Source organism: Massilia sp. Root351 (assembly GCF_001425045.1).
Lineage (GTDB): Bacteria > Pseudomonadota > Gammaproteobacteria > Burkholderiales > Burkholderiaceae_D > Rugamonas.
This window is the reverse complement of record NZ_LMDJ01000034.1, coordinates 177,775-202,634: the sequence shown is the minus strand read 5'-3', so window position 1 is coordinate 202,634 and position 24,860 is coordinate 177,775. Positions and strand designations below refer to the sequence as shown.

Here is a 24,860-nt window from a genome sequence, read left to right as displayed (position 1 = left end):
GACACGATGTAGTGGACATGTTTGCGCTCGATGAGGAATTGGCGCGCTGGGACGCGGAATTGCCTTCCCTGCAAGGCGGATTGCGCCTGCGGTGCCTGGCCAAGCTGGCCTGGCACTTGCGCCAGCGCGACGTCGCGCGGGCCCGGCAGCTGGCTGCCGAAGCGGCCGCGCTGCTGCCGTCCCTGGATGGGGAGCATGCCCATGACGACGGCCTGGACCGGTCCGTTCCGGCTTCGCTGGCGCCGCGCCTGCAATTGATCGAAGCCGAAGCCCAGTGGCTGCACGGCGCGCTGGACGCCGGCCAGGCGCTGGCGGCGCAAGCGCTGCATGCCTTCGAGCGGCAGGGCGACCTGCTGGGCTGCGCCGACGCGCACTGGCTGCTGGCCTGGATCGCCACCGACCGCGGCGACTCCGCCGCCAGCGATGCCGAGCTGGCCATCGCCTCGGCCGAAGCGCGCGCCGGCGGCGACCTGGTGCGGGCCGATATCATCGACGCCGCCGCCGCCATCTTCAGCGTGTTCCACAGCCTGCAGGAAGCCAGCCAGCGCTGGGGCCAGCGCTTCCCGGCCGACGCCGCGCTCGACCCCGGCGTCCACCCCGCCGTGTCCGGCTGGATCAGCGATTTCGACGGCATTGCCGCCTTCCAGGCGGCCGACTTCGGGCGCGCCGTCAGCCGCCTGATGGTGGCCTTCGAAGCGGCCATCGCCACCGGCCAGGTGCGCCGCGCCATCATTATCGCCACCAATATCGGCAACGGTTTCACCAGCCTGAACGCGCACGACGCCGCGCTCGAATGGATGCAGCGCGGCCTGGCGCTGGCGCGTCCCACCGGCTGGCCGATGAGCATCGGCTCCTGCCTGATGCAGAGCGCCGAGACCTTGCGCCAGCTGGGCCAGCGCGAAGCGGCCCAGGAGCTGCTGCGGGAAGCCATCCAGTTGCTGGCGCCGCTGTCCGGCTCGCGCGCCTACGCCGTCTCGCTGGAATACCAGGGCGACCTGGCGCTCGACCTGGGCGACGCGCCCGGCGCGCTGCACAGCTTCACCTTGCTGGAGCAGCGCGGCGATTCGCTGGGCCAGAGCGACTTCAAGAGCGGCGCCCGGCGCGGCCAGGCGCACGCGCTGTCGCAGCTGGACCGGCCGCAGGACGCCTTGTCGGTGGCGCTGTCGGCGCTGTCGCTGGCCAGCGAGCACCGCGACGTGTACAACCAGATCGCCGCGCTGCGCGTGCTGGCGCAGATCCACGCGCGCCACCGGCTGCCGCAGCCGCTGGGCATGGCGGCGCCGAACGCCGTGCTGCACTACCTGCAGCTGGCCATGAACCTGGCCGCCACCATCGCCGGCTATGCGGTGCCGGCGGCGCTGCTGGATGCCGCCGCGCGCGAGTACGCCGCCACCGGCGACCACGCGCGCGCCTACGACATCGCGGTGCAGGCCAACGCCGCGCGCGACCGCACCCACAGCCAGGACGCCACCAACCGTGCCATCGCCATGCAGGTGCAGCACCAGACCGAGCGCGCGCAGACCGAGGGCGAGCACCACCGCCAGCTGGCGGCGGCCGAGGCGCAGCGTGCCGCAGTGCTGCAGCGGACCAACGCCACGCTGGCGCACCTGAGCGCCATCGGCCAGGAGATCACCGCCCACCTGGACGCGGCAGCCGTGTTCCGCGCGCTGGACCGCCACGTGCACGGCCTGCTGGACGCCACCCATTTTTCCATCTTCATGCTGGAGCCGGACGGCGAGCACCTGCGCTGCGCCTTCGGCATCGAGGCGGGGCAGGAGTTGCCGGCCTCGCGCTTCGCGCTGTCCGACCCGCACGCCAATTCGGTGCGCAGCGTGCGCGAGCGGCGCGAGATCCTGATCGAGATCGACGAGAACGGCAATACGCCGAATTTGATCCCCGGCACCTTGCCGACCCTGAGCCTGCTGTTCGCGCCGCTGGCCGTCGGCGAGCGCGTGCTGGGCGTGATGACGGTGCAGTCGCTGCACGCGCGCGCCTACGGCGAACGCGAACGGCTGATCTTCCGCACCCTGTGCGCCTACGGGGCCATCGCGCTCGACAACGCCAGCGCCTACCGGCAGGTGGCCGCCACCCAGGCGCAGCTGCTGGAAAAGAACGTGGAACTGGAACGCGCCTACAAGGCGCTGGAAGAGGTGAGCTTGACCGACCAGCTGACCGGCCTGCGCAACCGCCGCTTTTTCCTGCAGCACGTGGACGCCGACGTGGCCATGGCGCTGCGGCAGTACGATTGCCCGGACGGCCAGGACCATGAGCGTGCAGCCTGCATGCACAAGGACCTGGTGTTCTTCATGGTGGACCTGGACCACTTCAAGGAAGTGAACGACCGCTACGGCCACGCGGCCGGCGACGCGGTGCTGGTGCAGATGCAGGAGCGCCTGCGCGAGGTGTTCCGCGAATCGGACTATTTGATACGCTGGGGCGGCGAGGAATTCCTGGTGCTGGCGCGCGCCACCGACCGCGAGGAAGCCAAGGTGGTGGCCGAGCGCATCCGCAGCGCGGTGGCGTTGCGCGAGTTTCGCCTGCCGGACGGCAGCCCGCTGCGCAAGACCTGCTCGATAGGCTACGCCTGTTTCCCCTTCCTGCCGTCGCAGCCGCGCCTGCTGACCTGGTCGCAAGTGGTGGAGCTGGCCGACATGGGTTTGTACATCGCCAAGCACTCCGGCCGCGACGCCTGGGCCGCGCTGTACAGCACACCGGCCACGCAGCCGGAGGATCTGTTTACGCGCATGATGAAGCAACTGGAACAGACCGTGGCCAGCGGCCAGGTGAAGATCGTCACCAACCTGGCGAACCCGCCCAACCTGGGCGGCGAACGGCGCCGCGTGGGCCTGTCCAGCGACCTGGCCTGATTACACCGGGTCCTCGATGGTGATTTCGGCGCGCAGCGAATTGGCGATGTAGCACTTGTCGTGCGCCTCGTGGTGGATGGCGTCCAGCTCGTCCTGGTCGGGCCAGTCGGTGCCGGCGAACACGATGGCGGGGCGCAGCGTGATGCTGGTCATGGCCATGCGGCCGCGCTCGTCCTTTTCCAGCAGGCCCACCGCGTGGTCGTTGTAGCTCTCCACCACGTGCCCGCGCCGGGCGGCGATGGACAGGAAGAACAGCATGTGGCAGCTGGACGCGGCGGCAATCAGCGCCTCCTCGGGGTCCACATTGTCGGCGTTCGACATCGGCAGCGGCACCGACAGCGGCGACGACGAGGCCGGCACGCGCAGGCCGCCGTCGAAGATCCATTCGTGGGCGCGGCTGTAGCGCTGGTCCAGGAAATCCTGCCCGTTGCGCTGCCACTCCAGTTTTGCTTCGAATTGCATGCCTGCTCCCTGGCTGTGTGGAAGCCCATATCTTAATGTAAACTGCGGCCATGAACCTACACCGCTGCAGCTGGGCCAATCCGGCCAATCCCAGATATATCGCCTACCACGACGAAGAGTGGGGCTTGCCGTGCCACGACGAGCTGCGCCTGTTCGAGATGCTCAATCTCGAAGGCGCGCAGGCCGGACTGAGCTGGGAAACCATCCTGAACAAGCGCGACAGCTACCGTGCCGCCTTCGACAACTGGGACGCGCGCAAGATCGCCGCCTACGGCCCGGACAAGGTGGCCGAGCTGCTGGCCAATCCCGGCATCGTGCGCAACAAGCTCAAGGTGGCGGCGGCCATTACCAACGCGCAGGCCTATCTGCGGCTGGTGGATGAGGGGAGCGGCCTGAACCAGTTCCTGTGGGCCTATGTCGGCGGCCAGCCCATCGTCAACCACGTGCAAAAGCAGGGCGACCGGCAGGCCAGCACCGAGCTGTCCGACCGCATTTCGAAGGATCTCGCCAAGCGCGGTTTCAAATTCGTCGGCTCGACGATTGTGTATGCCTACATGCAGGGCATCGGCATGGTGAACGACCACGACCACGCCTGCTTCCGCCACGCCGCATGCCAGGCGCGATGAAGCACGTCCTGCTTGCCACCGGTTTCGGCAAGGGCGAGCACTTCCTCGCGGCGCGGCTGGCCTGGCGGGGGCGCGGCGCGCTGCACTACATCGCGCTGTTGCCCGCGCTGCCGGCGGCGCAGGATGTGGCGCCGGAGCTGCGGGACGGCTGGCCGGTCAACGTGCCCGGCCTGCACCGGCTGGCGTTCGACCAGGGCCGCGTGACGCTCGATTTGCTGGCCGGACCCATCGAGGCCACGCTGCCGCAGATCGCGGCGCGCGTCGACGCGTTTTATTTGCCCGCGCCCATCGAACCGATGCGCGCCCTGGCCAAGCTGGCGCTGCCCGGCGCGACCCTGGCGCTGCACGGCGCCGGCGATGTGGCCCTCAAGGCGCTGCGCTCGGCCGGCTTCGAGTGGCAGCCGGATGACGGCCAGGGCGGTGCACCGGCCACTGTGCAAGCCGTGTTTACCAGCCGGAAACCGCAGCCGCCAAGGGCGCCGGAGCCGCTGCGGCGGGCGGTGGTGATCGGTGCCGGCATGGCGGGCGCGGCGGCATGCGAGCGCCTGGCCGCGCGCGGCTGGGAGGTGACGCTGGTCGAGCGCCACCGGCAGCCGGCGCAGGAGGCGTCCGGCAACCGCTCCGGCATCTTCATGCCGCTGCTGTCCCGGGACGACAATATTCCCACCCGCCTGAGCCGCGCGGCCTATTTGTACGCCATGCGCCATTGGCAGCAGCTCGGCGGGCTGGACGCCAATGCCAGCTTGCCGCCCGCCGAGGCGGGCGCGGCCGCCCCAGCCGCCGCGGCTGCGCGGCCGGCCATCGCCGGTGCCCAATGCGGCGTGCTGCAGCTGGCGCGCGATGCCGGGCACGCGCAGTTGCAGAAGGCGGTGGCGGCGCATTGGAACTATCCGCCCGAATTCGTGCGCTGGGTGGATGCGCAGGAAGCCGGCGCCTTGCTGGGGGCGCCCACGCCCGACGGCGGCTGGCTGTTCAGCCAGGGCGGCTGGGCCAATCCCGCGTCGATCTGCCGCGCCATGCTGGACGCGTGCGGCGCGCGGCTGACGCGCGTGTTCCACGCCGAAGCGCTGCAGCTGGTGCGTACCGGCGACCAGTGGCAGGTGCGCGCGCACGGCGGCGCCTTGCTGGCCGAAGCGCCGCATGTGGTGCTGGCCAACGGCGCCGGCGCGCTGGCCATGGCGCACACGGCAGAATTGCCGCTCTACACCATGCGCGGCCAGGTCACCCATTTGCAGGAGCAGGATTTCCCCCGCCTGCCGCTGGTGGTGTGCCGCGAAGCCTACCTGACGCCGCCGGTGCAAGGCATCGTCAGCATCGGCGCCACCTATGACAGCGATACCGGACGCGCCTTGCGCGAGGCTAGCCAGCAGGAGAATCTGTCTCGCGCACGCGACATCCTGCCCGGCGCGCTGCCGCAGGATGTGGCGCGCCATCTGCCGCTGGCCGGCCGGGTCGGCTTGCGCTGCATGGCGCCGGACCGCCTGCCGCTGGTGGGCGCGCTGCCGGACTACGGTGCCGCCTTGCGCAGCGAGCGGCTGCGCGACGTGCCCCGCCACGCCGGGCTGTATGGCTTGCTGGGCTATGCCTCGCGCGGCCTGATCTGGGCCCCGCTGGCGGCCGAGTTGCTTGCAGCGCAACTCGAGCACGAAGCGCTGCCGCTGGAGGCCAGCCTGGCCGCCGCGCTTGATCCGGCGCGATTTCTGCTCAAATCCCGCCGTGGCGGGCAGGTATAATCGCTATTCAGAAATAATTGCCCGTGGAGGCCTTATCAATGGAAGATCAAGCGGGCTCGCCCGAGCTGTTCCTGTTCCTGGCTTCAACCGCCCATGACATGAAAAATTCGATCAGCGTCCTCAGCGGCACGCTGGAGAATTTGCTGGGCAATGCCGACGAGAACGACGCGAACCATCCCGCTTATCCCAGCCTGGCCCAGATGCTGTATCAGACCAAGCGCCTGAACGACAACCTGATGCAGCTGCTGGCGCTGTACAAGGAAGTCGGCAAGCCGTCCTACCCATTCGATCCGCGCCCGCAACAGGTGGCCGAGCTGGTGCAGCAAGTCAGCGCGCAAGCCAAGGTGCTGCTGGCTTCCCGCCGCATCGCGCTGCAGACCGATTTCCCGGCCGACCTGATCTGGACCTTTGACGAGGACCTGGTGATCGGCATGCTGGCGCACGCCATCAACAACGCTGTGCGCTACACCGGCGACACCATCCGTATCGCCATCGCCGAGCGCGGCGGCGACCTGGAGCTGCGCGTGGAAGACAACGGCAGCGGCTTCCCGCAGGCACTGATCGACGCCGGCGAGTCCGCCATGAGCGGTAACACCAGCGGCGTGAACTTTCTCACCAACAGCAGCGGCCTGGGCCTGTACTTCGCGTGCGAGGTGGCCAAGATGCACAAGCACCGCCAGCGCAGCGGCAGCGTGCACCTGGAAAACGGCGGCACACTGGGCGGCGGCTGCTTCGTGCTGCGCTTACCTTGAGCGGAGGCGAGATGTCGTTTCCCACCGTCGCTCCCACCGTGCCCGACAACGTCACGGCCGCCATTGCCGCGATAGACTGGACCGCCAAGCAATACCTGATCGTCGACGATTTCGTCGGCATCCGCCAGCTGCTGCGCGAGTCGCTGCGCAACCTGGGCGCCAAGCATATCGACCAGGCCGCCAGCGGCGGCGAGGCCATGATCATGCTGGCCAAGACCCATTACGACGTGGTGCTGTGCGACTTCAACCTGGGCGAGGGCAAGAACGGCCAGCAGGTGCTGGAAGAAGTGCGCATCCGCAACCTGATGACGCCGTCCAGCGTGTGGCTGATGGTGTCGGCCGAGAAGAGCGTGGAGTCGGTCATGGGCGCCGCCGAGCACCAGCCGGACGCCTACATCATCAAGCCCATCACCGAAGGCGTGCTGCTGACACGCCTGAACCGCGTGTGGCAGAAGAAGCAGATCTTCCGCGAGATCGACCACGCCTTCGTGGAGAAGGATTACCTGCGCGCCGCGCGCCTGTGCGACGAGCAGATCGCGCACAACAAGCTGCACGAGATCGACCTGCTGCGCATGAAGGCGGCGCTGCTGCTGAAAGCCGGCGAGCCCGACAAGGCGCGCGCGGTCTACGAGCTGGTGCTGGACGACCGCGACTACAACTGGGCCCGCACCGGCCTGGCCAAGATCCGCATGGGCAACGGCGACCACGAAGCGGCGCGCCAGATGTTCCAGGGCGTGATCGCCGACAACCGTTTCTACATCGACGCCTACGACCAGCTGGCCACGGCGTTCCAGCTGATGGGCAAGCTGGAGGAATCGTGCGACGTGCTGGAGAAGGCGGCCAAGCTGTCGCCCAACTCGGTGCCGCGCCAGCGCAACCTGGGCAACGCGGCGCTCAAGCTGGGCAATATCGCCTTGGCCGAGCGCGCCTTCCGCAAGTGCATCGCCATCGGCGAGTACTCGATCATGAAGACGGTCGATGCCTACTTCGGCCTGGCGCGCGTGTGCGGCCAGAAGAACGACCCCAAGGAGGCGCTGCAGGTGCTGGCCACCGCGCAGCGCGAGTTCACCGGCGACCAGGTGCAGCTGCGCGCCAAGATCACCGAGGGGCTGGTGTACCACGAGAGCGGCGACTACCGCCGCGCCCGCAAGTCGGGCGACGAGCTGGAAGCTATGCTCAACGAAGACCCGGAACGGCCGGACACCGAGACCTGCATCGAGATGGCGACGCTGCTGTTTGCCGTCGGCGTGAAGGACGCGCCGGCCGAGCTGCTGTGCTACGTAATCCGCAACAACCACGACAACACGCTGCTGCTGGAGGAGGTGCAGAAGATATTCGACAAGGCGCGCATGAGCGAAGAGGGCGCCGCGCTGATCCAGGCTTCCCGCAAGGAAGCGGCGGACATGATGAACAAGGGCGTGCTGCTGTGGAAGACCGCCAAGCTGGGCGAGGCGGTGGCGTGGATGCGCACGGCGCGCGCGGCTTTGCCCAACAATATGCGCATCCTGTTCAATTCGGCGCAGATCCTTATTTCGCACATGCAGCAGAACGGCTTCAGCCAGCAGCTGATGGACGAAGCGAACGGCGTGCTGATGCATGTGGACCGGGTGGCGCCCGGCCAGCAGCGTTTCGCTCAGTTGATCGAGCAGCTGGCCTTGCTGATGCCCAGCCGGCAAGCGGCGGAGCCGGCACCGGAAGAAGACCCGGAACAGAGCCAGGAAGAGCAGGACGACGAGGTGTAGTTTCTTAGCAACTGAGCGAAACTTGTTTCCTGGCATTTCAATGATTACACTAAAACACAACGAGGAGAGAACCTATGCGCGATATCGCCAAAGAGGTCTACGAGAAAATGAAAGTCGGCGCCGCCGCCTGGATACGGCCGGTGGCAGTCAAGGGCGACACGCTGGAATCCTTCCAGTCCGCGCATGACGGCGCCAAGGCGCTGGCCGAGGAAGGCTTGATCAAGATTGTAAAAATACAACGCGACGATGGCGGCCTGATCGACGCGATCCGCATCCAGCGGCTGGCGTAGTTGGCACAATGATTGTATGATTTGACAATGTAGTTCGTTCTTGCAACACTGGCTGCGCTGCCGTCATCGGGACGGCGGCCCACCCTGAACAGGAGCGAACATGCGTCGTATCAAAACTGCCGCGCGTCTCACCGTGCTGGCCTTGATGTTGCAAACCCTCCCGGGCGCCATGGCCGCTGCCGCCAAGCCCCCCAAGCAATACACCATCGAGCAGTTCATGGCCACCACGTCGATCTCGGGCGCGTCGTTCAGCCGCGACGAAAAGCAGATCCTGTTTACCAGCAACGAGAGCGGCATCCCCAACGTCTACACCCAGCCGGTGGGCGGCGGCAAGCCGGTGGCGCTGACCAAGTCCACCACCGACAGCACCTACGCGGTGGGCTATTTCCGTAACGATGACCGCATCCTGTTTACGCGCGACAAGGGCGGCAACGAGCAGAACCATTTGTACGTGCGCGAGCTGGACGGCAGCGAGAAGGACCTGACGCCGGGCGACAAGCTGAAAGCCATCTTCGGCGGCTGGTCGGTGGACGGCAAGGTGTTCTACGCGCTGACCAACGAGCGCGATCCCAAGTTCTTCGACTTGTACCGCTACGATGCGAAGAGCTACGAACGCACGCTGCTGTACAAAAATGAGAACGGCATGACCCCGAGCGAGTTGAGCCGCGACGAGCGCTGGATTGCGCTGTCCAAGCCCAACACCACCTCCGACAGCGACATTTATCTGTACGACCTGCAGAAGAAGGAACTGAAGCACATCACGCCGCACCAGGGCACGGCCAGCTACAACGCGGCCACCTTCGACCCGGCCTCCAAGCGCCTGTTCTTCACCTCCAACGAGGGCGGCGAGTTCAACACGCTGCGCACCTACGACCTGGCCACCGGCGCCATCGCGGTGCACGAGAAGGCGGACTGGGACGTGTTCGGTTCCGGCTACTCGCTGGACGGCCGCTTCCGCACCACCGTGGTGGACCACGACGGCAGCCAGGTGGTGCGCGTGGTGGAAGGACCGGAAGAAAAGCCGGTGGCGCTGCCCAAGCTGCCGGGCGGCGAAATGCGCGGCGTGACGTTCTCGCCGAGCGGCAAGCTGATGGCCTTTTACCTGAACGGCGACCGTTCGCCCAGCAATCTGTTCGTCTACGACCTGAAGACCAAAAAGACCGCGCAGCTGACGCAAAGCCTGAACAAGGAAATCGATCCGAACGATTTGGTGGAAGCGGAAGTGGTGCGCTTCAAGTCCTTCGACGGCATGGAGATTCCTTCGATCTACTTCAAGCCTAAGGGCCTGGCGCCCGGCGCCAAGGCGCCGGCGGTGATCTTCGTGCACGGCGGTCCCGGCGGCCAGACGCGGCGCGGCTACAACGCGCTGATGCAGTACCTGGCCAACCACGGCTACGCGGTGCTGGGGATTAACAACCGTGGCAGCTCGGGCTACGGCAAGACCTTCAACACGGCCGACGACGGCAAGCATGGCCGCGAGCCGCTGTGGGATTGCATCGAGGCCAAGACTTACCTGGCTAGCCTGGGCCATGTCGATCCGGACCGCATCGGCATCATGGGCGGCAGCTACGGCGGCTACATGACCCTGGCGGCCATGGCCTTCCGTCCGGAAGCGTTCAAGGTGGGCATCGACATTTTCGGCGTCAGCAACTGGGTGCGCACGCTGGAGTCGATTCCGCCGTACTGGGAATCGCAGCGCAAGGCGCTGTACCAGGAGATCGGCGATCCGGTCAAGGACAAGGAGTTCCTGGTGGCGACCTCGCCGCTGTTCCACGCCAAGGAAATCCGCCGCCCGCTGATGGTCATCCAGGGCAAGAACGACCCGCGCGTGATCAAGCCGGAAAGCGACGAGATCGTGGAAGCGGTGAAGAAGAACAACGTGCCGGTGGAGTACGTGGTGTTCGACGATGAAGGGCACGGCTTCAGCAAGAAGAAGAACCAGATCGTGGCCAACGCCAAGATGCTGGAGTTCCTCGACAAGCACCTGAAGCCGGGACTGGCCGCCAGCGCCGGCAAGGCTGGCGCGGCGCAGGCCAAGCCGTAATCGGAGATCGCCCAACGGACCTGTGCCATGGTCCGTTGGGGCCGAGGGCAGATCAGGTCGAGGCAGGTCGGGGCGCAGCCCTGGCCGTAAGCCGCAGTAAGCCGCTGCCGCGCGCCGCCGGGCTTACTCCTTGGGCGGCTTGACGCTGCCGGCGCGCTTGACAGGCGCCTTGCGCGCTGCTGCTGCGGCGCTGTTCTTGCCGCCATCGCCACCGCCGGCGCCATTGCCATTTCCGTTGGCCTTCTTGGCCGCTGCCGGCTTGTCCTGTCCGGCCGGCAAATTATCCTTGTCCGCCTTGGCCAGCGGCTTGCTGGCCGCCGCCGCGAACTTGCTGGCCGCTTCCGTCGCGCGCGCCGCCGCGCCGCTGACCACGTCGGTGGTCATGGCCGTGCTCACGGCCTGCTTGAACTGTTCCTGCAGCAGATTCCACCACGCCGCCGCATTCACCATGGGCGCTGCGGCAGCCGCTGCCGCCTCGGCATCCGACATGGGCGCCGCTGGCGGAATTGCCGACGCTGCCGGCTCCGGCTTGGCTGCAGGCGACTCGGTGGGCGCCGCCGTGGCCGGAGCCGTTGGCGCTGCGGCAAACTTGAACGTATCGCCGGCCGGCCCCGGTCCCGCCGCACTCGGCGCCAGCGCGTCGGCCGCATGCTGGAAGAACGCCGACGCATACGGAATCGACTCGAACAGCGACTTCTCCTTGGCCGCCCCGGGTTGCTGCTGCACCGCGTCGGCCAGCGTCTTGCCCATGGACTTCAAGGTGGCGATGGTATTGCGCTGCACTTCCAGCGCCTGGATACTGCCGCGCACCATGCTCGAATTCAGGTTCAGCCACGCCTCCACGGCGCGCAGGTCGTTGATCTTCTTGTCCAGTTCATCGACCGACAGCGTCGGCGCGGCGATGCCGGGCACGACGCCCATGCTGCCCCACAGGTTCTTCACGAAATCGAGCGTATCCGTCATCACAGCGGCGCCCGGAATATTGGGCATTTGAGGCATGGGCATAGCGAGTCTCCTGGTGGATGGTAGGTTAGCGTAGCAGATTTGACTATGGCTGTCAGCGAACCGGGCTTGACACGCGTTAAACTAGCGTCATGACGATAGTTTCCTTCCTTGCCCGGCGCCGCCGCGTACTCGCCTTGTGCGCGGCCACCGTGGCCCTGCACTTCGTGACGATAGACTGGCTGGGTTCGCGGCTCGGCCCCCAGCAGAGCAGCGCCGTCAGGCCGGTGCCCTCCGTCATGCAGGCGCAGTTGCGGCTGGCGCTGCCGCGCCGCGCCGCGTCCGCCGAGCCGCCGCCGGAAATCAAGCCGGTAGGCCCGGCCGCGGCCAAACCGGCCCCTCGCCCGCCCGCCCGCAGGACGCTGCGCCCGGCGCCGCTGCCGCAGCAATCGGCCGTGGCCGAGCCGGCGGCGCAGGAGAGCGGCGCGCTGAGCGATCCGCTGGCCGGCATCGGGCAGGCGCTGGCCGCGCCGCCGGACCTGGCGCAGCCGGGCGCCGCTTCCGCGCCGGCTGCCGTACAATCGCCGCCGGACGCTGCGGCAGCCGTCCCTGCGCCCGGCGCCAGCGACAAGCCGGCCGCCGCCGCGCCGCCGGCGCCGCTGGCGACCCGCCGCTACAAGGTGGACCTGCCGCCGTCGGCCGAGTTCGAGATGGAATTGAAGCGCACCGACGCCAACGGCACCAGGTGGAGCGGCGTGGCGCACATGTCGTGGCAGACCGACGGCAGCAAGTACAAGGTGGGCATGGAGGCAGGCATCAGCATGCTGGTGACGCGCGTGAACCTGCTGGTGCTGGGCAGCGAAGGCGAGATCGACGATGCCGGCATCGCCCCGCTGAAGTTCACCGAGAAGCGGCGCGGCCGTTCGCAGACCGCCACCCATTTCGTGCGCGACGACGGCCGCATCACGTTTTCGGCCAGCGAGCGCAGCTATCCCTTGCTGGCGGGCGCGCAGGACAAGGCCACGGTGCCGTTCCAGCTGGGCGCGATCGGCCGGGCCGACGTGAACCAGTTCGGCAGCGACATCGACATCCTGGTGGGCGACGAGAAAGAGGCCAGCGTTTACCGCTTCCTGCTGGTGGGGGAGGAGGAGCTGGACACGCAGCTGGGCCGCATCGTCACATGGCACCTGGCGCGGCCGCCCAAGCCGGGCTCGTACTCGGCGCGGCTGGACATCTGGCTGGCGCCCGGCATGAACTGGTTCCCGGTCCAGATCCGCAATACCGAAGCGAATGGTGCGCTGACGACGCAGACCATCACCAAGATCACCCTGAGCGGCAACGCTGGAAAGTAAACATGCGCAACACAGTATTCAGCATCCTCCTCGCCACGGCCACGGCCACGGCCACGGCGGCAGGCGCAGGCGCCAATGGCGCCGCTGCCGAGCACCCGAGCGCCAAGCGCGCTTTCAGCCTGCCGCCCTCGGCGGACCTGGGCTACACCATCAAGGCGCGCCAGAAGGGCCTGGCCATCAGCGGTGACGCGCTGGTGCAATGGCGCCAGGGCGACGGCAAATACAGCATCGCCACCGAGAGCCACGCCGGCATTTTCGGCAAGATCCTGGAAAACCGCAGCGAAGGCGCGGTGGACAGCTACGGCCTGGCGCCGGCCACCTTCTACGAGAAGCGTTTCCGCAAGGAGGCCACCACGGCCACCTTCAAGCGCGATGTCAAAACCATCACGTTCAGCAAAGGCGACGAGAGCTACCCGATCAAGGGCGGCGAGCAGGACCGCACCAGCGCACCGTGGCAACTGGCCGCCGTCGCCCGCAGTTCGCCGGAGAAGTTCACACCTGGCTCCGAGTGGGCCTTCTTCGTGGCCGGCCGGCGCGACGCCGAACCATGGGTGTTCAAAGTGGTGCGCCGCGAGCCGGTGCAGACCGGCATGGGCGAGCTGGACGCGGTGCACTTCAGCAAATCGCCGCCCAAGGGCGACCAGGGCCAGCAGGTGGACCTGTGGCTGGCGCCGTCGCTCGACTGGTATCCGGTGCGCATCCTGTTCGACGACGACGGCGACACGGTGGACCAGCTGCTGGACAAGGTCACCCGCAAGTAGGCGCATCGCACCGCGCCCCTTGTAATTCCCACGCCACGCCGGGTGCCGGACGCATCCGGCGAACTGCTATACTGACGCCCCCCGCGCGCATTGCCTGCGCGGCGTGTACAAAATGGCAACTCGGAGCAGAATGATAGACATAATGGCAAATGCGGCCCTGGCCGCAGACGCAAACCCAAACGACCAGGCAACGCAGGACGCCCTGCAGGCACACTTCCAGCCGCACGTGGCGGTCGACGAGATCGAGCAGGTGTACCACCTGAAGCGCGCCCAGCCCCTGCTGCAAGTCTTCACGGCCCTGTTCCACGGCGGCTTCGAGGGCGTCGCCGTGCGCCTGCTGGTATTGCGCGAGCTGGCGTCCGACACCGCCTCCTCGACCTTCTCGCGGGCCGACATCAACACGCGCCTGGCCTATTTGCTGCCGGAAAGCCTGGAAACGGTGCTGATGCGCTTGCGCACCAACCAGCTGCTGGCCTGGGACGCGCAGCAGGCCGTGTACCGCGTCACGCCGATGGCGCGCAACGTGCTGTCGGCCATCGACAGCCTGCTGAACCTGAACCAGAACGAAGACGAAGCCGAAATGGGCTTCCTGCTGTCGCAGGTGGCCGGCGCCCAGGCCGTGGGCGGGGTCACCGTGGAGCAGCTGCAGCACCTGCTGGGCCGGCTGGTGGACCTGACCGAGGAATTCCGCGACGCCATCGCCTCCGGTTCCGAATTCCGCCTGCGCGCCTCGCAGGAAAAGTGGCACATGGCCTGCGACTGGGTGGAGAAGGGCTCCGAGATCCTGCGCGCCATCACCTCCGACGAGCGGGCCGACGCCGCCACGCACCGCGCGGCGCAGGCCATCGGCCGCGCCCAGAGCGCGCTGCTGAACATGCAGGGCATGTTCTCGCGCGCGCTGAACCAGATTGAACGCCAGCGGGTGCACCTGGGCCAGTCCGGCCTGTCCACCACCGACATCAAGCGCTGGCTGCTGGCCCATGAAGACCTGGCCCAGCTGGCCGAAGATGCGATCGACCAGCCCGTGGTGCCGCTGTTTATTACCCCTGCCGAGATGATCGACGTGGCTGAAACCGAATTACTGTCCGACCGCGCCGGCAACACGGCGCCGGGCGGCCTGCCGAGCGGGCAGGACGCGCCCACCACCATCAACGACACCCCCGCCATGCAGCGCGAGCTGGATGACTGGCTGGCGCGCCTGTCCGACTTTGCCGCGCCGGCCAGCTTCCCGAACGGCGCCGACGGTGCGCCGCAGGCCAAGCCGGTGCACGAATCGCTGCTGCCGGCCAGCTTCGCCGTGGCCTCCTACCGCGCCTCGATGCTGCCGCTGCTGGGCGACCAGTCCGAAGCGAGCCTGCAAGGCGCCACCGGCAACCTGGCGCGCCTGCCGATCTCCTTCGAGCCGACCGACGACATGGTGCAGCTGGCCGACCCGGAAGTGGCCGCCATGAGCATCGCCTCGCTGTCGCTGAATATCGATTTGAACCTAGAACAACCTGTGGACAAGGGAACCCAAGATGAATGACGATTCCCAGATCCTGATCGCGCGCCTGCTGACGCACCAGACGCTGCGCCGCGACGACCGCCTGGTCAAGCGCGTGCTGTCGGACGAACTGTTCCGCGCCGAAGTGGACCTGCGCCTGGCCAATTGCGGCATGAAGCTGCTCGACAACGTGTACGCGGACCATGTGACGCTGGCCCTGTCGCGCACCATCGAGCCGAAGATCTTCGGCGCGCGCGACGTGTGGCAGAACAATAACTTCGGCCTGGCGCGCGACGGCGTGGCTTTGCTGGTGGTGCTGTGGGCGCAGATCATCCTGCCCAAGCGCGAGCGCCAGGAAACCCACACCCACGCCGAGGACGACCAGGACGACATGTTCGGCATCGACAAGCCGCTGCCGCGCGCGGAAGACTCGTCGATCGGCATCCCGTACAAGGCCCTGCTGGCCGACTTCGGCGACAAGCTGGGCAAGAAAACCCGCATGGACATGAACCTGGGCATCCTGGGCAAGCTGGGCTTCATCGAGCGCCGCGGCGACATCATCGTCGAAGGCCCGCTGCTGGACCTGCTGATGGATACCGACCTGCTGAAAGAGCGCATCATCAACGGCGCGCTGTCGGAAGTGTTCAAGCGCGCCCCGGCGCAAGTGGTGCACATCCCGCGCGCCGCGCTGGCCGAGGCGGCCGCCTCGGCCGCCGCTGAAAACGCCGCCATCGCCGCCGCCGCCGCGGCCGACGCCGCAGGCGGCGACGCTTCCTCCGACACCCCGAACCGAGACTAAGCCATGTTTCATATCAAATCGCTAGAACTGGTCCACTGGGATTACTGGCAGCGCATCAAGAATATTCCGCTGGACGCGAAGATCATCACCATCGCCGGCCAGAACGGCTCCGGCAAGACTACCTTGCTGGACGCGCTGCGCACCCTGTTCGGCCTCGATTGCTCGATGGGCCGCACCTACAAGCACTACGCGCGCCATGCCGGCCAGCAAACCTCCTGGCTGCGCGCCGTGGTGGACAACAAGGCCATGGGCAAGCAGCTGTCGAACCGTCCGTTCCGCAGCTCGGGCTTCTTTGCCGAAGACGAAGTAACGCTGTTCTGCCAGATCCAGAAGAACGGCGGCGACTGGAAGCGCCAGTACCTGATGCGTCCGGGCAATGTGCAGATCGAGGAAGTGACCGAGGCGAACGACTTCCTCGGCGTGGAAAACTACCGCAAGCGCCTGGCCAACGCCGGCCTGTCGCCGGCCATGGCGAAAGTGCTGGCGCTGGAGCAGGGCGAAACCGACAAGCTGTGCGAATACGCGCCGCGCCAGTTGCTGGACCTGGTGTTCCAGGTGTTCGGCGACAAGGAGGTGCTGGACGCCTACGACGAAGCCAAGCGCCACCAGCGCGACACGGAAATCGAGCTGAAACGCTTCGAGGCCGAACTGGAAGGTTCCAAGACCAACCTGGAAGGCCTGCGCCTGCGCGTGGCCAACTACCACCAGTGGGAAGGGCTGACCAAGGAACGCCGCGAGCTGCAGGAAGAAGTGCTGCCGACGCTGGAATACCACGAGGCGCGCGAGAAGCAGGCCAACATCACGCGCCAGCTGCGGGAAGCGCGCAAGCCGCTGATGCTGGCCGACCAGCAGCTGTCCGACAAGCGCGCCCACGTGGCCGCGCAGGCGCAGGCGTTTACCGAGGCGCAGCAGCACGAGACCGTGCTGGAACAGGAATCGACCGTGCTGCAAGGCCGCCTGAACGCCATCAACGCCAAGCTCAAGCCGCTGGACAGCCTGCTGGAGCAGAAGGCGCGCCTGCAGAAGCTGGCCGCCGATTCGGGCTCGGATATCGCCGAGGTCAGTGCGCAGCTGGAGACCAAGGAAGCCGAACTGGCGCGCCAGAAGCAGGGCCGCGACATCATCATGTCGCGCATCGCACAAGATAAGGCCACGGTCTCCGCGCTGCAGGGCAAGACCGCCATGCCGGAGCCGGACAATGTGCGCGCCATGCGCCGCGCGCTGAACGACGCCAGGATCGGCCACGCCATGCTGTCGGACATCGTCGAGGTGACGGACCCGAAATGGCAGGGCGCGGTCGAGGGCGTGCTGGGCGGCTACGCTTCGGTGGTGCTGCTCGATAAAGCCAGCGACGCCGCCGCCGCCTACCGCCTGGCCGAGAAAGAGCGCTACCGCCACTTCATCGTGCCGGACCTGATCAGCGCGCCGAGCACCAAGGGCGACAGCCTGATGTCGGTGGTGAAGTTCTCCGACAAGGCACCGGGCTGGCTGATCGAGCAGCTGATGCGCATCACCCGCGTGGACTCGGTGGAAGAGGGCGCGCGCCAGAGCCATATCGAAGAATGGATCACGCCCGAGGCCTACCACAAGGAACGCCGCGGCGGCCGCTCGCTGTTCGTGGAAGCGTCGCGCTACCGCTTCGGCGCTGCCGGCAAGTCGCAGCGCATGGAAGCGATCCTGAAGAACCTGCCGTCGCTGGAAGCGCAGGAAGACGCCTTCACGCTCACCATCAGCAAGCTGGCCTCCGAAGTGAGCGCGCTGAAAGCGCGCCTGGCCGGCGTGGACGCGGCCAAGGAGCTCAGTGCGCGCCAGGAGGAATTCGACGAAGCGGCGCGCGCCGCCGTGCCGCTGAAGGCCGAGCGCACCGAAGTCGGTTCGCGCCTGGGCGAGCTGCAAGGCCTGATCAAGAACGCGACGATTGCACGCACCCGCGCCGACACCACCTGGCAGAACGCGCGCTTTAACCTGTCGGAGTCCGAAGCCGGCCTGCGCCTGAACCACAAGCGCGTGATCGAGCAGCGCGCCGAGCACGCCAAGTCGCTGCTGGCGCTGCGCCGCCAGTGGCGCCACATGCCGTACAACTGGCGCCGCCCTGCGCGCCGCCAGCGCCTGGTGACCGAATACGTCAACGCGCACCAGACCATTTTGCGCATCCACAGCCTGGAAGCCAGCCTGGCGCGCAGCGACTGGGAACTGGACGCGACGGTGATCGACCAGTACGCGCGCCTGAACGACCAGCTGAAGAACCGCGCCACCGAGACCGAAGAGCGCCGCTACCAGAACAACCGCGCCATCGAAGCGACCACCAATGCGCGCGGCGCCTACATGGAGCGGCTGCGCTACACGATCAAGACGTATAGCAAGAACATCAAGGAGCTGGGCGAGCTGGCCAACATCGAGGTGCATACCGACCCGGTCAAGCTGGAGAACGACGACCTGGCGCTGGCGCAGGCCGGCCTGCACGTGCGCTTCAAGTTCGACGGCAAGGGTCCGATCGGCATGAACGACGGCGAAGCCTCCGGCGGCCAGCAGGTGATGAAGTCCCTGGTGCTGCTGATCGGCCTGCTGAAGTCCGAAGACGGCTCCGGCGGCTTTGTGTTCATCGACGAACCGTTCGCCCACCTGGACATCCGCAACATCCAGCTGGTCGGCGAATTCCTGAAGAACACCGAAGCCCAGTACCTGATGACGACGCCGCTGACCCACAACACCGACGTCTACGACCCATCCGAGCTGACGCTGATCACCAGCAAAAAGAAAAAGGACACGCAATGGGCGCAACCCATCTTCGTGCTCCAGCGCCGCACGCCCGACAAGGCGGCAGCGTAGCCCTCCGGCGGACCTCCTGGTCCGCTTTTTTTTCGCCCTGGCTTTCCGAATTCGATTGACTTTGCCGGCCGGGTGGTCTTTAATTTCTGTAATGACAGAAATAAAGGAATTGCCATGCAGCTGACGCCCACCATGCAGAAGTACATCCTCCACTGGGGCGAGATGGGCACGCGCTGGGGCGTGAATAGGACCGTGGCGCAGATCCATGCGCTGCTGTTCCTGGTGAACACGCCGCAGACCGCCGAGGACATCGCAGAAACGCTGAACGTGGCGCGCTCGAACGTCAGCAACAGCCTGAAGGAGCTGCAAAGCTGGGGCCTGATCCGCGTCAGCCACGTGATGGGCGACCGGCGCGACCATTTCCTGGCGCTGCAGGACGTGTGGGAGATCTTCCGCGTCATCATCGAAGAGCGCAAGCGGCGCGAGATCGATCCCACCTTGTCGGTGCTGCGCGAGTGCGCCATCGAGGCCGAGCAGGACGCGGACCTGGAAGCGGCCACCAGGGAGCGCATGAACAACGTGCTGGAGTTCATGGAGATGCTGGGCACGACCTACAACGACTACAAGAACCTGCCGCCGGCCACCATGCTGCGCTTCCTGAAAATGGGCGGCACCGTGGCGCGCTTCCTCGGCCCCGACGGGAAGGAGAAGTAGATGAGCGTCCTGCCATCGGAGGGCGAGCTGTTCAAGCGGGTACTGGGCGCCGAGTGGAGCAAGCTGCACCCGGATATCCAGCGCCGCTTCGACAAGAACCCGGAGCCCGGCAAGCCTTTGCTGTACCACGGCCGCCTGGGCGAGCTGCGCGCGTCGCGCTTCGGCAAGCTGCTGGGCCATCTCACCCGTCCGCTGATCCAGGGCGCGCTGATCCCGTACAGCGATACCGACGTGCCGGTCGACATCCAGGTGTACTCGAAGCACGGCAGCCGCAATATCTACAAGCAGCGCATCTACCGCCTGCGCGGGCGCCAGCCGATCCAGTTCACGTCCTACATGGCGGAGAGCGACAAAGGCGAGGTGCTGGAGTACGTCGGCATGGGGCTGGGCATGAAACTGCTGCTGCGCGTGGAGGATGGCAATCTGCATTTCACCAGCGACGGCTATTTCTGGGACGTGCTGGGCTGGCGCATGCCGCTGCCCGGCCTGCTCACGCCGGGCAAGACCTTCCTCTGCCACCGCAACAACGCGCCCAACCAGTTCGACATCCGCATCGAGATCCGGCATGCGCTGTTCGGCACGGCTTTTGTGCAGGCGGGGGTTTTCCACGAATGTGAACAGGTGAAGGAAGCGGCATGAGTACGCACAAACTGGCTTTGCAGCTGATGGCTGCCCAAGGCGCGCTGGGCGCGTTCGACACGCTGTATCACCACGAGCTGACCGAGGCGCTGCCGCAACGCGCTTCTGCACGCATCGAGCTTGGCATCCACGCGGTGCGGGCGCTGATCTACAGCGTGCTGTTCGTCGGCCTGTCCGCCTGGGCGTGGCACGGCATGTGGGCGCTGGCGCTGCTGGCGGTGTTCGGCGTGGAGATTGTGCTGACGCTGTGGGACTTCGTGGTGGAGGACAGGACGCGCCTGCTGCCGGCCACCGAGCGCGTCACGCACACGGTGCTGGCCATGAACGGCGGCGCCTTCATCGCGCTGCTGGCGCTGAACACGCCGGCGTGGCTGGCGCAGCCCACCGCGCTGGTGTGGCAGACGCACGGCTGGCTGAGCGTGTTCCTGGCGGTGTGCGGCGTGGGCGTGGGCCTGTCCGGCGTGCGGGATGCCTTTGCGGCCGCCGCGCTGGGCAAGGCGGAGCGCGCGGCCGCCGGCGCCGGTGCGGATGGGGCCATAGCGTTCGGCGTGCGCAAGGAGAGCGTGCTGGTGACCGGCGCCACCGGCTTTATCGGCCAGCGGCTGGTGTCGGCATTGCTGCGGGACGGGCATCGCGTCACCGTGCTGACGCGCACGCCGAAGCAGGCCGGCTGGCTGTTCAACGGCACGCTGCGCTGCGTCGACAGCATGGATGCGCTGGCGCCGGCCGAACGGATCGACGTGGTCATCAACCTGGCCGGCGCGCGCATTCTCGGTTGGCGCTGGACGGCGGCGCGCAAGGCGGCGCTGCGCCGCAGCCGGGTGGCGCTGACCGAGCGGGTGGTGGCTTGGATCGCCAAGGCGGAATGCAAGCCGCGCCTGATGCTGTCGGCCTCCGCCATCGGCTACTACGGCGTGCAGGCCATGGGCGACAAGACGCCGCTGGCGGAGGAGGCGCTGCCGCAGCCGGTGTTCATGTCGCAGCTGTGCCAGGAGTGGGAGGTGGCCGCGCGCACGGCGCAGGCGCATGGCGTGCAGGTGGCCTGCATGCGCTTCGGGATGGTGCTGGGCGAGCAGGGTGCGCTGCCGCCGATGCTGTTGCCCATCAAGCTGGGCATGGGTGGGCCGATGGGCGGCGGCAAGCAGCGCATGTCGTGGATACATGTGGACGATTTGCTGCGCGCGATGGCGCACCTGTGGCGCCTCGGCGCGGAAGGTGGCCAGGGCGGTTCGGGGCGCACGCTGCGCGAGGCGTACAACTTCACCGCGCCTGAACAGGTATCGCAAGCGGAGTTCAGCTGTACGGCGGCGTCGCTGCTGGGGCGGCCATGCTTCATGCCGACGCCGGGCTGGCCGGTGAGGATGCTGCTGGGAGAGCAGGCGGACCTGCTGCTGGAAGGGCAGACGGTGGTGCCGGCGCGTCTGCTGGAAGAAGGCTTCCAGTTCCGCTATCCGGCGTTGCGCGGCGCCCTGGCCGCGCTGCTGGCGAAGTAGCTCAGTCCAGCTCTTTCGGCTCGGGCAGCGGCTGCTGCGTGCGGCGCCAGCGTATCATGCCGATCGAGAAGGCGGCGCAGTAGCCGGCCACCAGGCCCAGCACCACGGCGGTGGCCGGGCTTTGCACGAATTCGGTTTGCGACATCAGGTTGGGCGTTTCCACGCGGCTGATCATGTACAGCTCCAGGCCGCGATACAGCATGCGCGCGGCCAGCAGCATGAACACGGTGATGCCGATGCGCAGATTGGGCGTGAAGAAGTAGCGCTTGCCTATGGTCTCGAAGCGCGTGCCTTTCAGGCCGAACACGCCCAGCCACGCGCCGGCCAGGGCGCCCGCCGCCAGGCAGGACAGGCCCAGCACATTGTCCAGCATGGACAGCCCCAGCCACGCCGCGAGCACGGGGAAGGCGACGGCCGACAGCCAGTGGCGCCAGATCAGCGATTCCTGCCGTTTCAGCATGCTCTTGATGCGCGAATAGATGCGCCATACCAGCAGCGGTATCAGGACAAGCAGGGCTATCGTGGTCATTTCCATATCGGGTCTTCTGTGCGTGCAAAACCTCGATTGTAAAGCAAGGCGGCGCGCCATCCGCTATGCGCCACGCTGTGCGACAAATCGATACATGCCGTTGATTGACTTTCGAGTTATCAATAAGCAATATGTTCTGTCCTCTGACTTGTCCACGAGATAATAATGACCGTACGGAATTCCCTGCTGCCGCTGGCCTTGGGCCTGATGGCGGCTGCGCCGCTGGCCGGCGCCCAGAACGGCGGCTACCAGCTGCCGCCAGCGCCGCTGCAAGCCATCGTCGACGCGCCGCGCGCGCCGCTGCTGAACCTGAGCCCGAAACGCAACCTGGCGGTGATGGTGGCGCAGCCTGCGCTGCCGGGCATCGCCGAAGTGGCGCAGCCGGAGCTGAAGCTGGCTGGCTTGCGCGTCAATCCGCTCACCTACGCGGCCAGCCGTTTTTCGTTCGGCACCGATCTGACGCTGCTCGACATCGAGACCCAGAAGGAAAGCAAGATCACTGGCCTGCCGAAGGAGCTGCGCGTAACGGAACTGGCGTGGTCGCCGGACCAGCGCTACCTGGCGTTCACGCATACCAGCGATGGCGCGGAGTCGGGTAAATACGCGGGCAAGAACGCGGGCGTGCAACTGTGGCTGGTGGACGTAGCTGCGCGCAGCGCGAAGAAGCTGGCCACGCAGCCGCTGTCGGCGGTGTTCAGCCGCGGCTTCCAGTGGCAGCCGGACGGCAAGGGCTTGCTGGTGCAACTGCGCCCCGCCGGCCAGGGGGCTGCGCCGCAATTGACCGGCATCCCGTCCGGTCCCGCCACGCAGGACAGCCAGCCGGGCGCCGGCACGCGCCTGATCCGCACCTATCCGGACCTGCTGAAGAACGAGGACGACGCCAGGCTGTTCGAGCACTACATCACTTCCCAGCTGGCGCTGGTGGACCTGTCCGGCAAAACGCGCCTGATCGGCAAGCCGGGCCAGTACTCGCGCGCTTCGCTGGCGCCGGGCGGCAAGCACCTGCTCACCGCCAGCATCGCCCGTCCGTACTCCTACATCGTGCCGGTGTCGAGCTTCGGCGAGCACTTTGAAGTGCGTGAACTGGACGGCAAGCTGCAGCACACGGTGGCCAACACGCCGCTGCGCGAAGGCCTGCCGCCGGGGAACGACGCGGTGCCGACCGGCCAGCGCAACATCAGCTGGCGCGTGGACGCGCCGGCCACGCTGGTATGGGCTGAAGCCCAGGACGGCGGCGACCCGGCCAAGGCGGCCGAGATCCGCGACATCGTCTACACGCAGGCTGCGCCGTTCACTGCCCCGCCTGCGGTGCTGGCCAAGCTGGGTTCGCGCTACGCCGGCATCGCCTGGGGCCGTGGCGACGTGGCGCTGCTGAACGAGCGCTGGTACAAGACGCGCGCCGTCAAGCAGTGGAAGATCGCGCCGGACCAGCCCGCAGCCGCACCCGAACTGATTTACGCCGGTTCCGCCGAGGACCGCTACAACGCGCCCGGCTCGCCGGTGATGCGGGCCGACGCCGCAGGCTTGCCGCGCTTGCTGATCAGCGCCGACAATGCGATCCTGCTGGACGGCCCCGGCGCTACGCCGGAAGGCGATCGTCCCTTCATCGACCGCCTGAACCTGTCGACCAGGAAGAAGGAACGCCTGTTCCAGAGCGCCGCGCCGTACTACGAGAACGTGGTGGCGGTGCTGAATGAAGACGGCAGCAAGCTGCTGTCAACGCGCGAATCGCCCACCGAACGTCCCAACTACTACGTGCGCAACCTGGCGCAAAAGGGTGACGCGCAGCTGACCGCCCTGACGCATTTCCCGCACCCGCTGCCGCAGCTGAAGGACGTGCAGAAGGAGCAGATCCGCTACAAGCGCAAGGACGGCGTGGACCTGACCGCGACCCTGCTGCTGCCGCCGAAGTATGACGCCAGGCGCGACGGCCCCCTGCCGATGCTGATGTGGGCATATCCGCAAGAGTTCAAGTCGGCCGAAGCGGCCAGCCAGACCACCGGCTCGCCGTACAAGTTCAACGCGGTGAGCTACTCGGGCCCGGCGGCCTTCCTGGCCATGGGCTACGCGGTTCTGGACAATCCATCCTTCCCTATCGTGGGCCAGGGCGAGCAGGAGCCGAACGACACCTATCTGCCGCAGCTGGTGGCGGACGCGGAAGCGGCGGTCGATGAAGTGGTGCGGCGCGGCGTGGCCGAGCGCCACCGCATCGCCATCGGCGGCCACTCGTATGGCGCTTTCATGACCGGCAACCTGCTGGCGCATACGCGCTTGTTCAAGGCCGGCATCGCGCGCAGCGGCGCTTACAACCGCACGCTGACGCCGTTCGGCTTCCAGTCCGAAGACCGTCCGTTCTGGAAGGCGCAGGACGTGTACCAGGCCATGTCGCCGTTTAACAACGCCGACAAGATCAAGGATGCGATGCTGCTGATCCATGGCGCCGACGACAATAATCCGGGCACTTTCCCGATCCAGAGCGAGCGCATGTTCCAGGCGGTGAAAGGCCTGGGCGGCACGGCGCGCCTGGTGATGCTGCCGAACGAGTCGCACGGCTACCGCGCGCGCGAGTCCATCATGCACATGCTGTATGAAACCAACAGCTGGCTGGATAAGTATGTAAAAGCTGCCAAGCCGTAAGGTATGGGATGCCGCCGCCAGGCGGCGTAGAATGGGGCCATTGTTCTCACTTCGGAGTGAACCATGGCCCCGTTTTCATCCCCAGACGCCGTTCAAGCCCACCGCGCGCCGGATCCGGCGCCGGTCGATGAGCCCTTGCCGGAACCGATCCCGGCCCATCCCCACCATCCGAATCCCCCCGTGCCGCAGGACGATCCGGTGCCGGACCATAATCCCAGCTAGCCGC

Annotated in this window: 20 protein-coding genes; 17 read left to right on the top strand and 3 right to left on the bottom strand. The window is 67.0% G+C overall.

All coding sequences use genetic code 11. The features are described from left to right. Window positions 1-17: 17 nt before the first annotated feature. Window positions 18-2,867 carry a sensor domain-containing diguanylate cyclase gene (locus ASD15_RS27590; RefSeq protein WP_057158239.1) on the top strand — a complete coding sequence of 950 codons (2,850 nt, stop codon included), beginning with the start codon at window positions 18-20 and terminating at the stop codon, window positions 2,865-2,867. Here the strand turns inward: ASD15_RS27590 and ASD15_RS27585 are convergent, their stop codons facing one another. Then, a complete protein-coding gene (locus ASD15_RS27585; protein ID WP_057158238.1) occupies window positions 2,868-3,329 on the bottom strand; it encodes an OsmC family protein in 462 nt (153 codons plus the stop codon). Window positions 3,330-3,379: 50 nt separating this feature from the next. Here ASD15_RS27585 and ASD15_RS27580 point away from each other — a divergent pair, with 50 nt between their 5' ends. From ASD15_RS27580 to ASD15_RS27555, 6 genes are all read left to right on the top strand, one after another. After that, window positions 3,380-3,955, top strand: a complete 576-nt coding sequence (locus tag ASD15_RS27580) for a DNA-3-methyladenine glycosylase I (RefSeq protein WP_057158237.1) — start codon at window positions 3,380-3,382, stop codon at window positions 3,953-3,955. After that, window positions 3,952-5,688 carry an FAD-dependent 5-carboxymethylaminomethyl-2-thiouridine(34) oxidoreductase MnmC gene (mnmC, locus tag ASD15_RS27575; protein WP_057158236.1) on the top strand — a complete coding sequence of 579 codons (1,737 nt, stop codon included), beginning with the start codon at window positions 3,952-3,954 and terminating at the stop codon, window positions 5,686-5,688. The genes ASD15_RS27580 and mnmC overlap by 4 nt, the downstream gene beginning before the upstream one ends. A gap of 38 nt (window positions 5,689-5,726) precedes the next feature. Next, complete coding sequence (locus ASD15_RS27570; protein WP_057158235.1) at window positions 5,727-6,440, top strand: sensor histidine kinase KdpD; 714 nt, start codon at window positions 5,727-5,729, stop codon at window positions 6,438-6,440. Window positions 6,441-6,451: 11 nt separating this feature from the next. Next, window positions 6,452-8,182, top strand: coding sequence for a tetratricopeptide repeat-containing response regulator (locus ASD15_RS27565; RefSeq protein ID WP_057158234.1), 1,731 nt, complete (start codon window positions 6,452-6,454; stop codon window positions 8,180-8,182). A gap of 74 nt (window positions 8,183-8,256) precedes the next feature. Next, the gene (locus tag ASD15_RS27560; RefSeq protein ID WP_057158233.1) at window positions 8,257-8,472 is read left to right on the top strand and encodes a hypothetical protein; all 216 of its coding nucleotides are present in this window, start codon (window positions 8,257-8,259) and stop codon (window positions 8,470-8,472) included. Window positions 8,473-8,572: 100 nt separating this feature from the next. Beyond that, window positions 8,573-10,516, top strand: a complete 1,944-nt coding sequence (locus ASD15_RS27555; RefSeq protein WP_057158232.1) for a S9 family peptidase — start codon at window positions 8,573-8,575, stop codon at window positions 10,514-10,516. Window positions 10,517-10,639: 123 nt separating this feature from the next. Here the strand turns inward: ASD15_RS27555 and ASD15_RS27550 are convergent, their stop codons facing one another. Then, complete coding sequence (locus tag ASD15_RS27550; RefSeq protein WP_057158231.1) at window positions 10,640-11,521, bottom strand: PhaM family polyhydroxyalkanoate granule multifunctional regulatory protein; 882 nt, start codon at window positions 11,519-11,521, stop codon at window positions 10,640-10,642. 89 nt (window positions 11,522-11,610) lie between these two features. Here ASD15_RS27550 and ASD15_RS27545 point away from each other — a divergent pair, with 89 nt between their 5' ends. The 8 genes from ASD15_RS27545 (at window position 11,611) to ASD15_RS27510 (ending at window position 21,468) form a co-directional block, all read left to right on the top strand. Next, window positions 11,611-12,810 (top strand): DUF3108 domain-containing protein, encoded by a 1,200-nt coding sequence (locus ASD15_RS27545; RefSeq protein ID WP_057158230.1) that lies wholly within the window; start codon window positions 11,611-11,613, stop codon window positions 12,808-12,810. 2 nt (window positions 12,811-12,812) lie between these two features. Next, entirely contained in the window at window positions 12,813-13,571 is a 759-nt protein-coding gene (locus tag ASD15_RS27540; RefSeq protein ID WP_057158229.1) for a DUF3108 domain-containing protein, read from the top strand. A 142-nt stretch (window positions 13,572-13,713) separates the two neighbouring features. Beyond that, a complete protein-coding gene (locus ASD15_RS27535; RefSeq protein ID WP_157201171.1) occupies window positions 13,714-15,096 on the top strand; it encodes a hypothetical protein in 1,383 nt (460 codons plus the stop codon). Beyond that, window positions 15,089-15,853 (top strand): hypothetical protein, encoded by a 765-nt coding sequence (locus tag ASD15_RS27530; RefSeq protein ID WP_057158227.1) that lies wholly within the window; start codon window positions 15,089-15,091, stop codon window positions 15,851-15,853. The genes ASD15_RS27535 and ASD15_RS27530 overlap by 8 nt, the downstream gene beginning before the upstream one ends. Window positions 15,854-15,856: 3 nt before the next feature. Further along, window positions 15,857-18,682 (top strand): ATP-binding protein, encoded by a 2,826-nt coding sequence (locus tag ASD15_RS27525; protein ID WP_057158226.1) that lies wholly within the window; start codon window positions 15,857-15,859, stop codon window positions 18,680-18,682. Window positions 18,683-18,796: 114 nt separating this feature from the next. Next, the gene (locus ASD15_RS27520) at window positions 18,797-19,336 is read left to right on the top strand and encodes a GbsR/MarR family transcriptional regulator (protein ID WP_057158225.1); all 540 of its coding nucleotides are present in this window, start codon (window positions 18,797-18,799) and stop codon (window positions 19,334-19,336) included. Continuing rightward, window positions 19,337-19,975, top strand: a complete 639-nt coding sequence (locus ASD15_RS27515) for a DUF4166 domain-containing protein (RefSeq protein WP_057158224.1) — start codon at window positions 19,337-19,339, stop codon at window positions 19,973-19,975. Beyond that, a complete protein-coding gene (locus ASD15_RS27510; protein ID WP_057158223.1) occupies window positions 19,972-21,468 on the top strand; it encodes a TIGR01777 family oxidoreductase in 1,497 nt (498 codons plus the stop codon). Before ASD15_RS27515 ends, ASD15_RS27510 begins: the two co-directional genes overlap by 4 nt. 1 nt (window position 21,469) lies before the next feature. On the opposite strand, the gene ASD15_RS27505 is transcribed toward ASD15_RS27510, so the two are convergent. Then, window positions 21,470-21,997 carry a hypothetical protein gene (locus ASD15_RS27505; protein ID WP_229418366.1) on the bottom strand — a complete coding sequence of 176 codons (528 nt, stop codon included), beginning with the start codon at window positions 21,995-21,997 and terminating at the stop codon, window positions 21,470-21,472. A 165-nt stretch (window positions 21,998-22,162) separates the two neighbouring features. On the opposite strand from ASD15_RS27505, the gene ASD15_RS27500 reads away from it, so the two are divergent. Further along, window positions 22,163-24,634 (top strand): S9 family peptidase, encoded by a 2,472-nt coding sequence (locus tag ASD15_RS27500; protein ID WP_057158221.1) that lies wholly within the window; start codon window positions 22,163-22,165, stop codon window positions 24,632-24,634. Between the two features lie 63 nt (window positions 24,635-24,697). After that, window positions 24,698-24,856 carry a hypothetical protein gene (locus ASD15_RS32995; protein ID WP_200954105.1) on the top strand — a complete coding sequence of 53 codons (159 nt, stop codon included), beginning with the start codon at window positions 24,698-24,700 and terminating at the stop codon, window positions 24,854-24,856. Window positions 24,857-24,860: the final 4 nt, after the last annotated feature.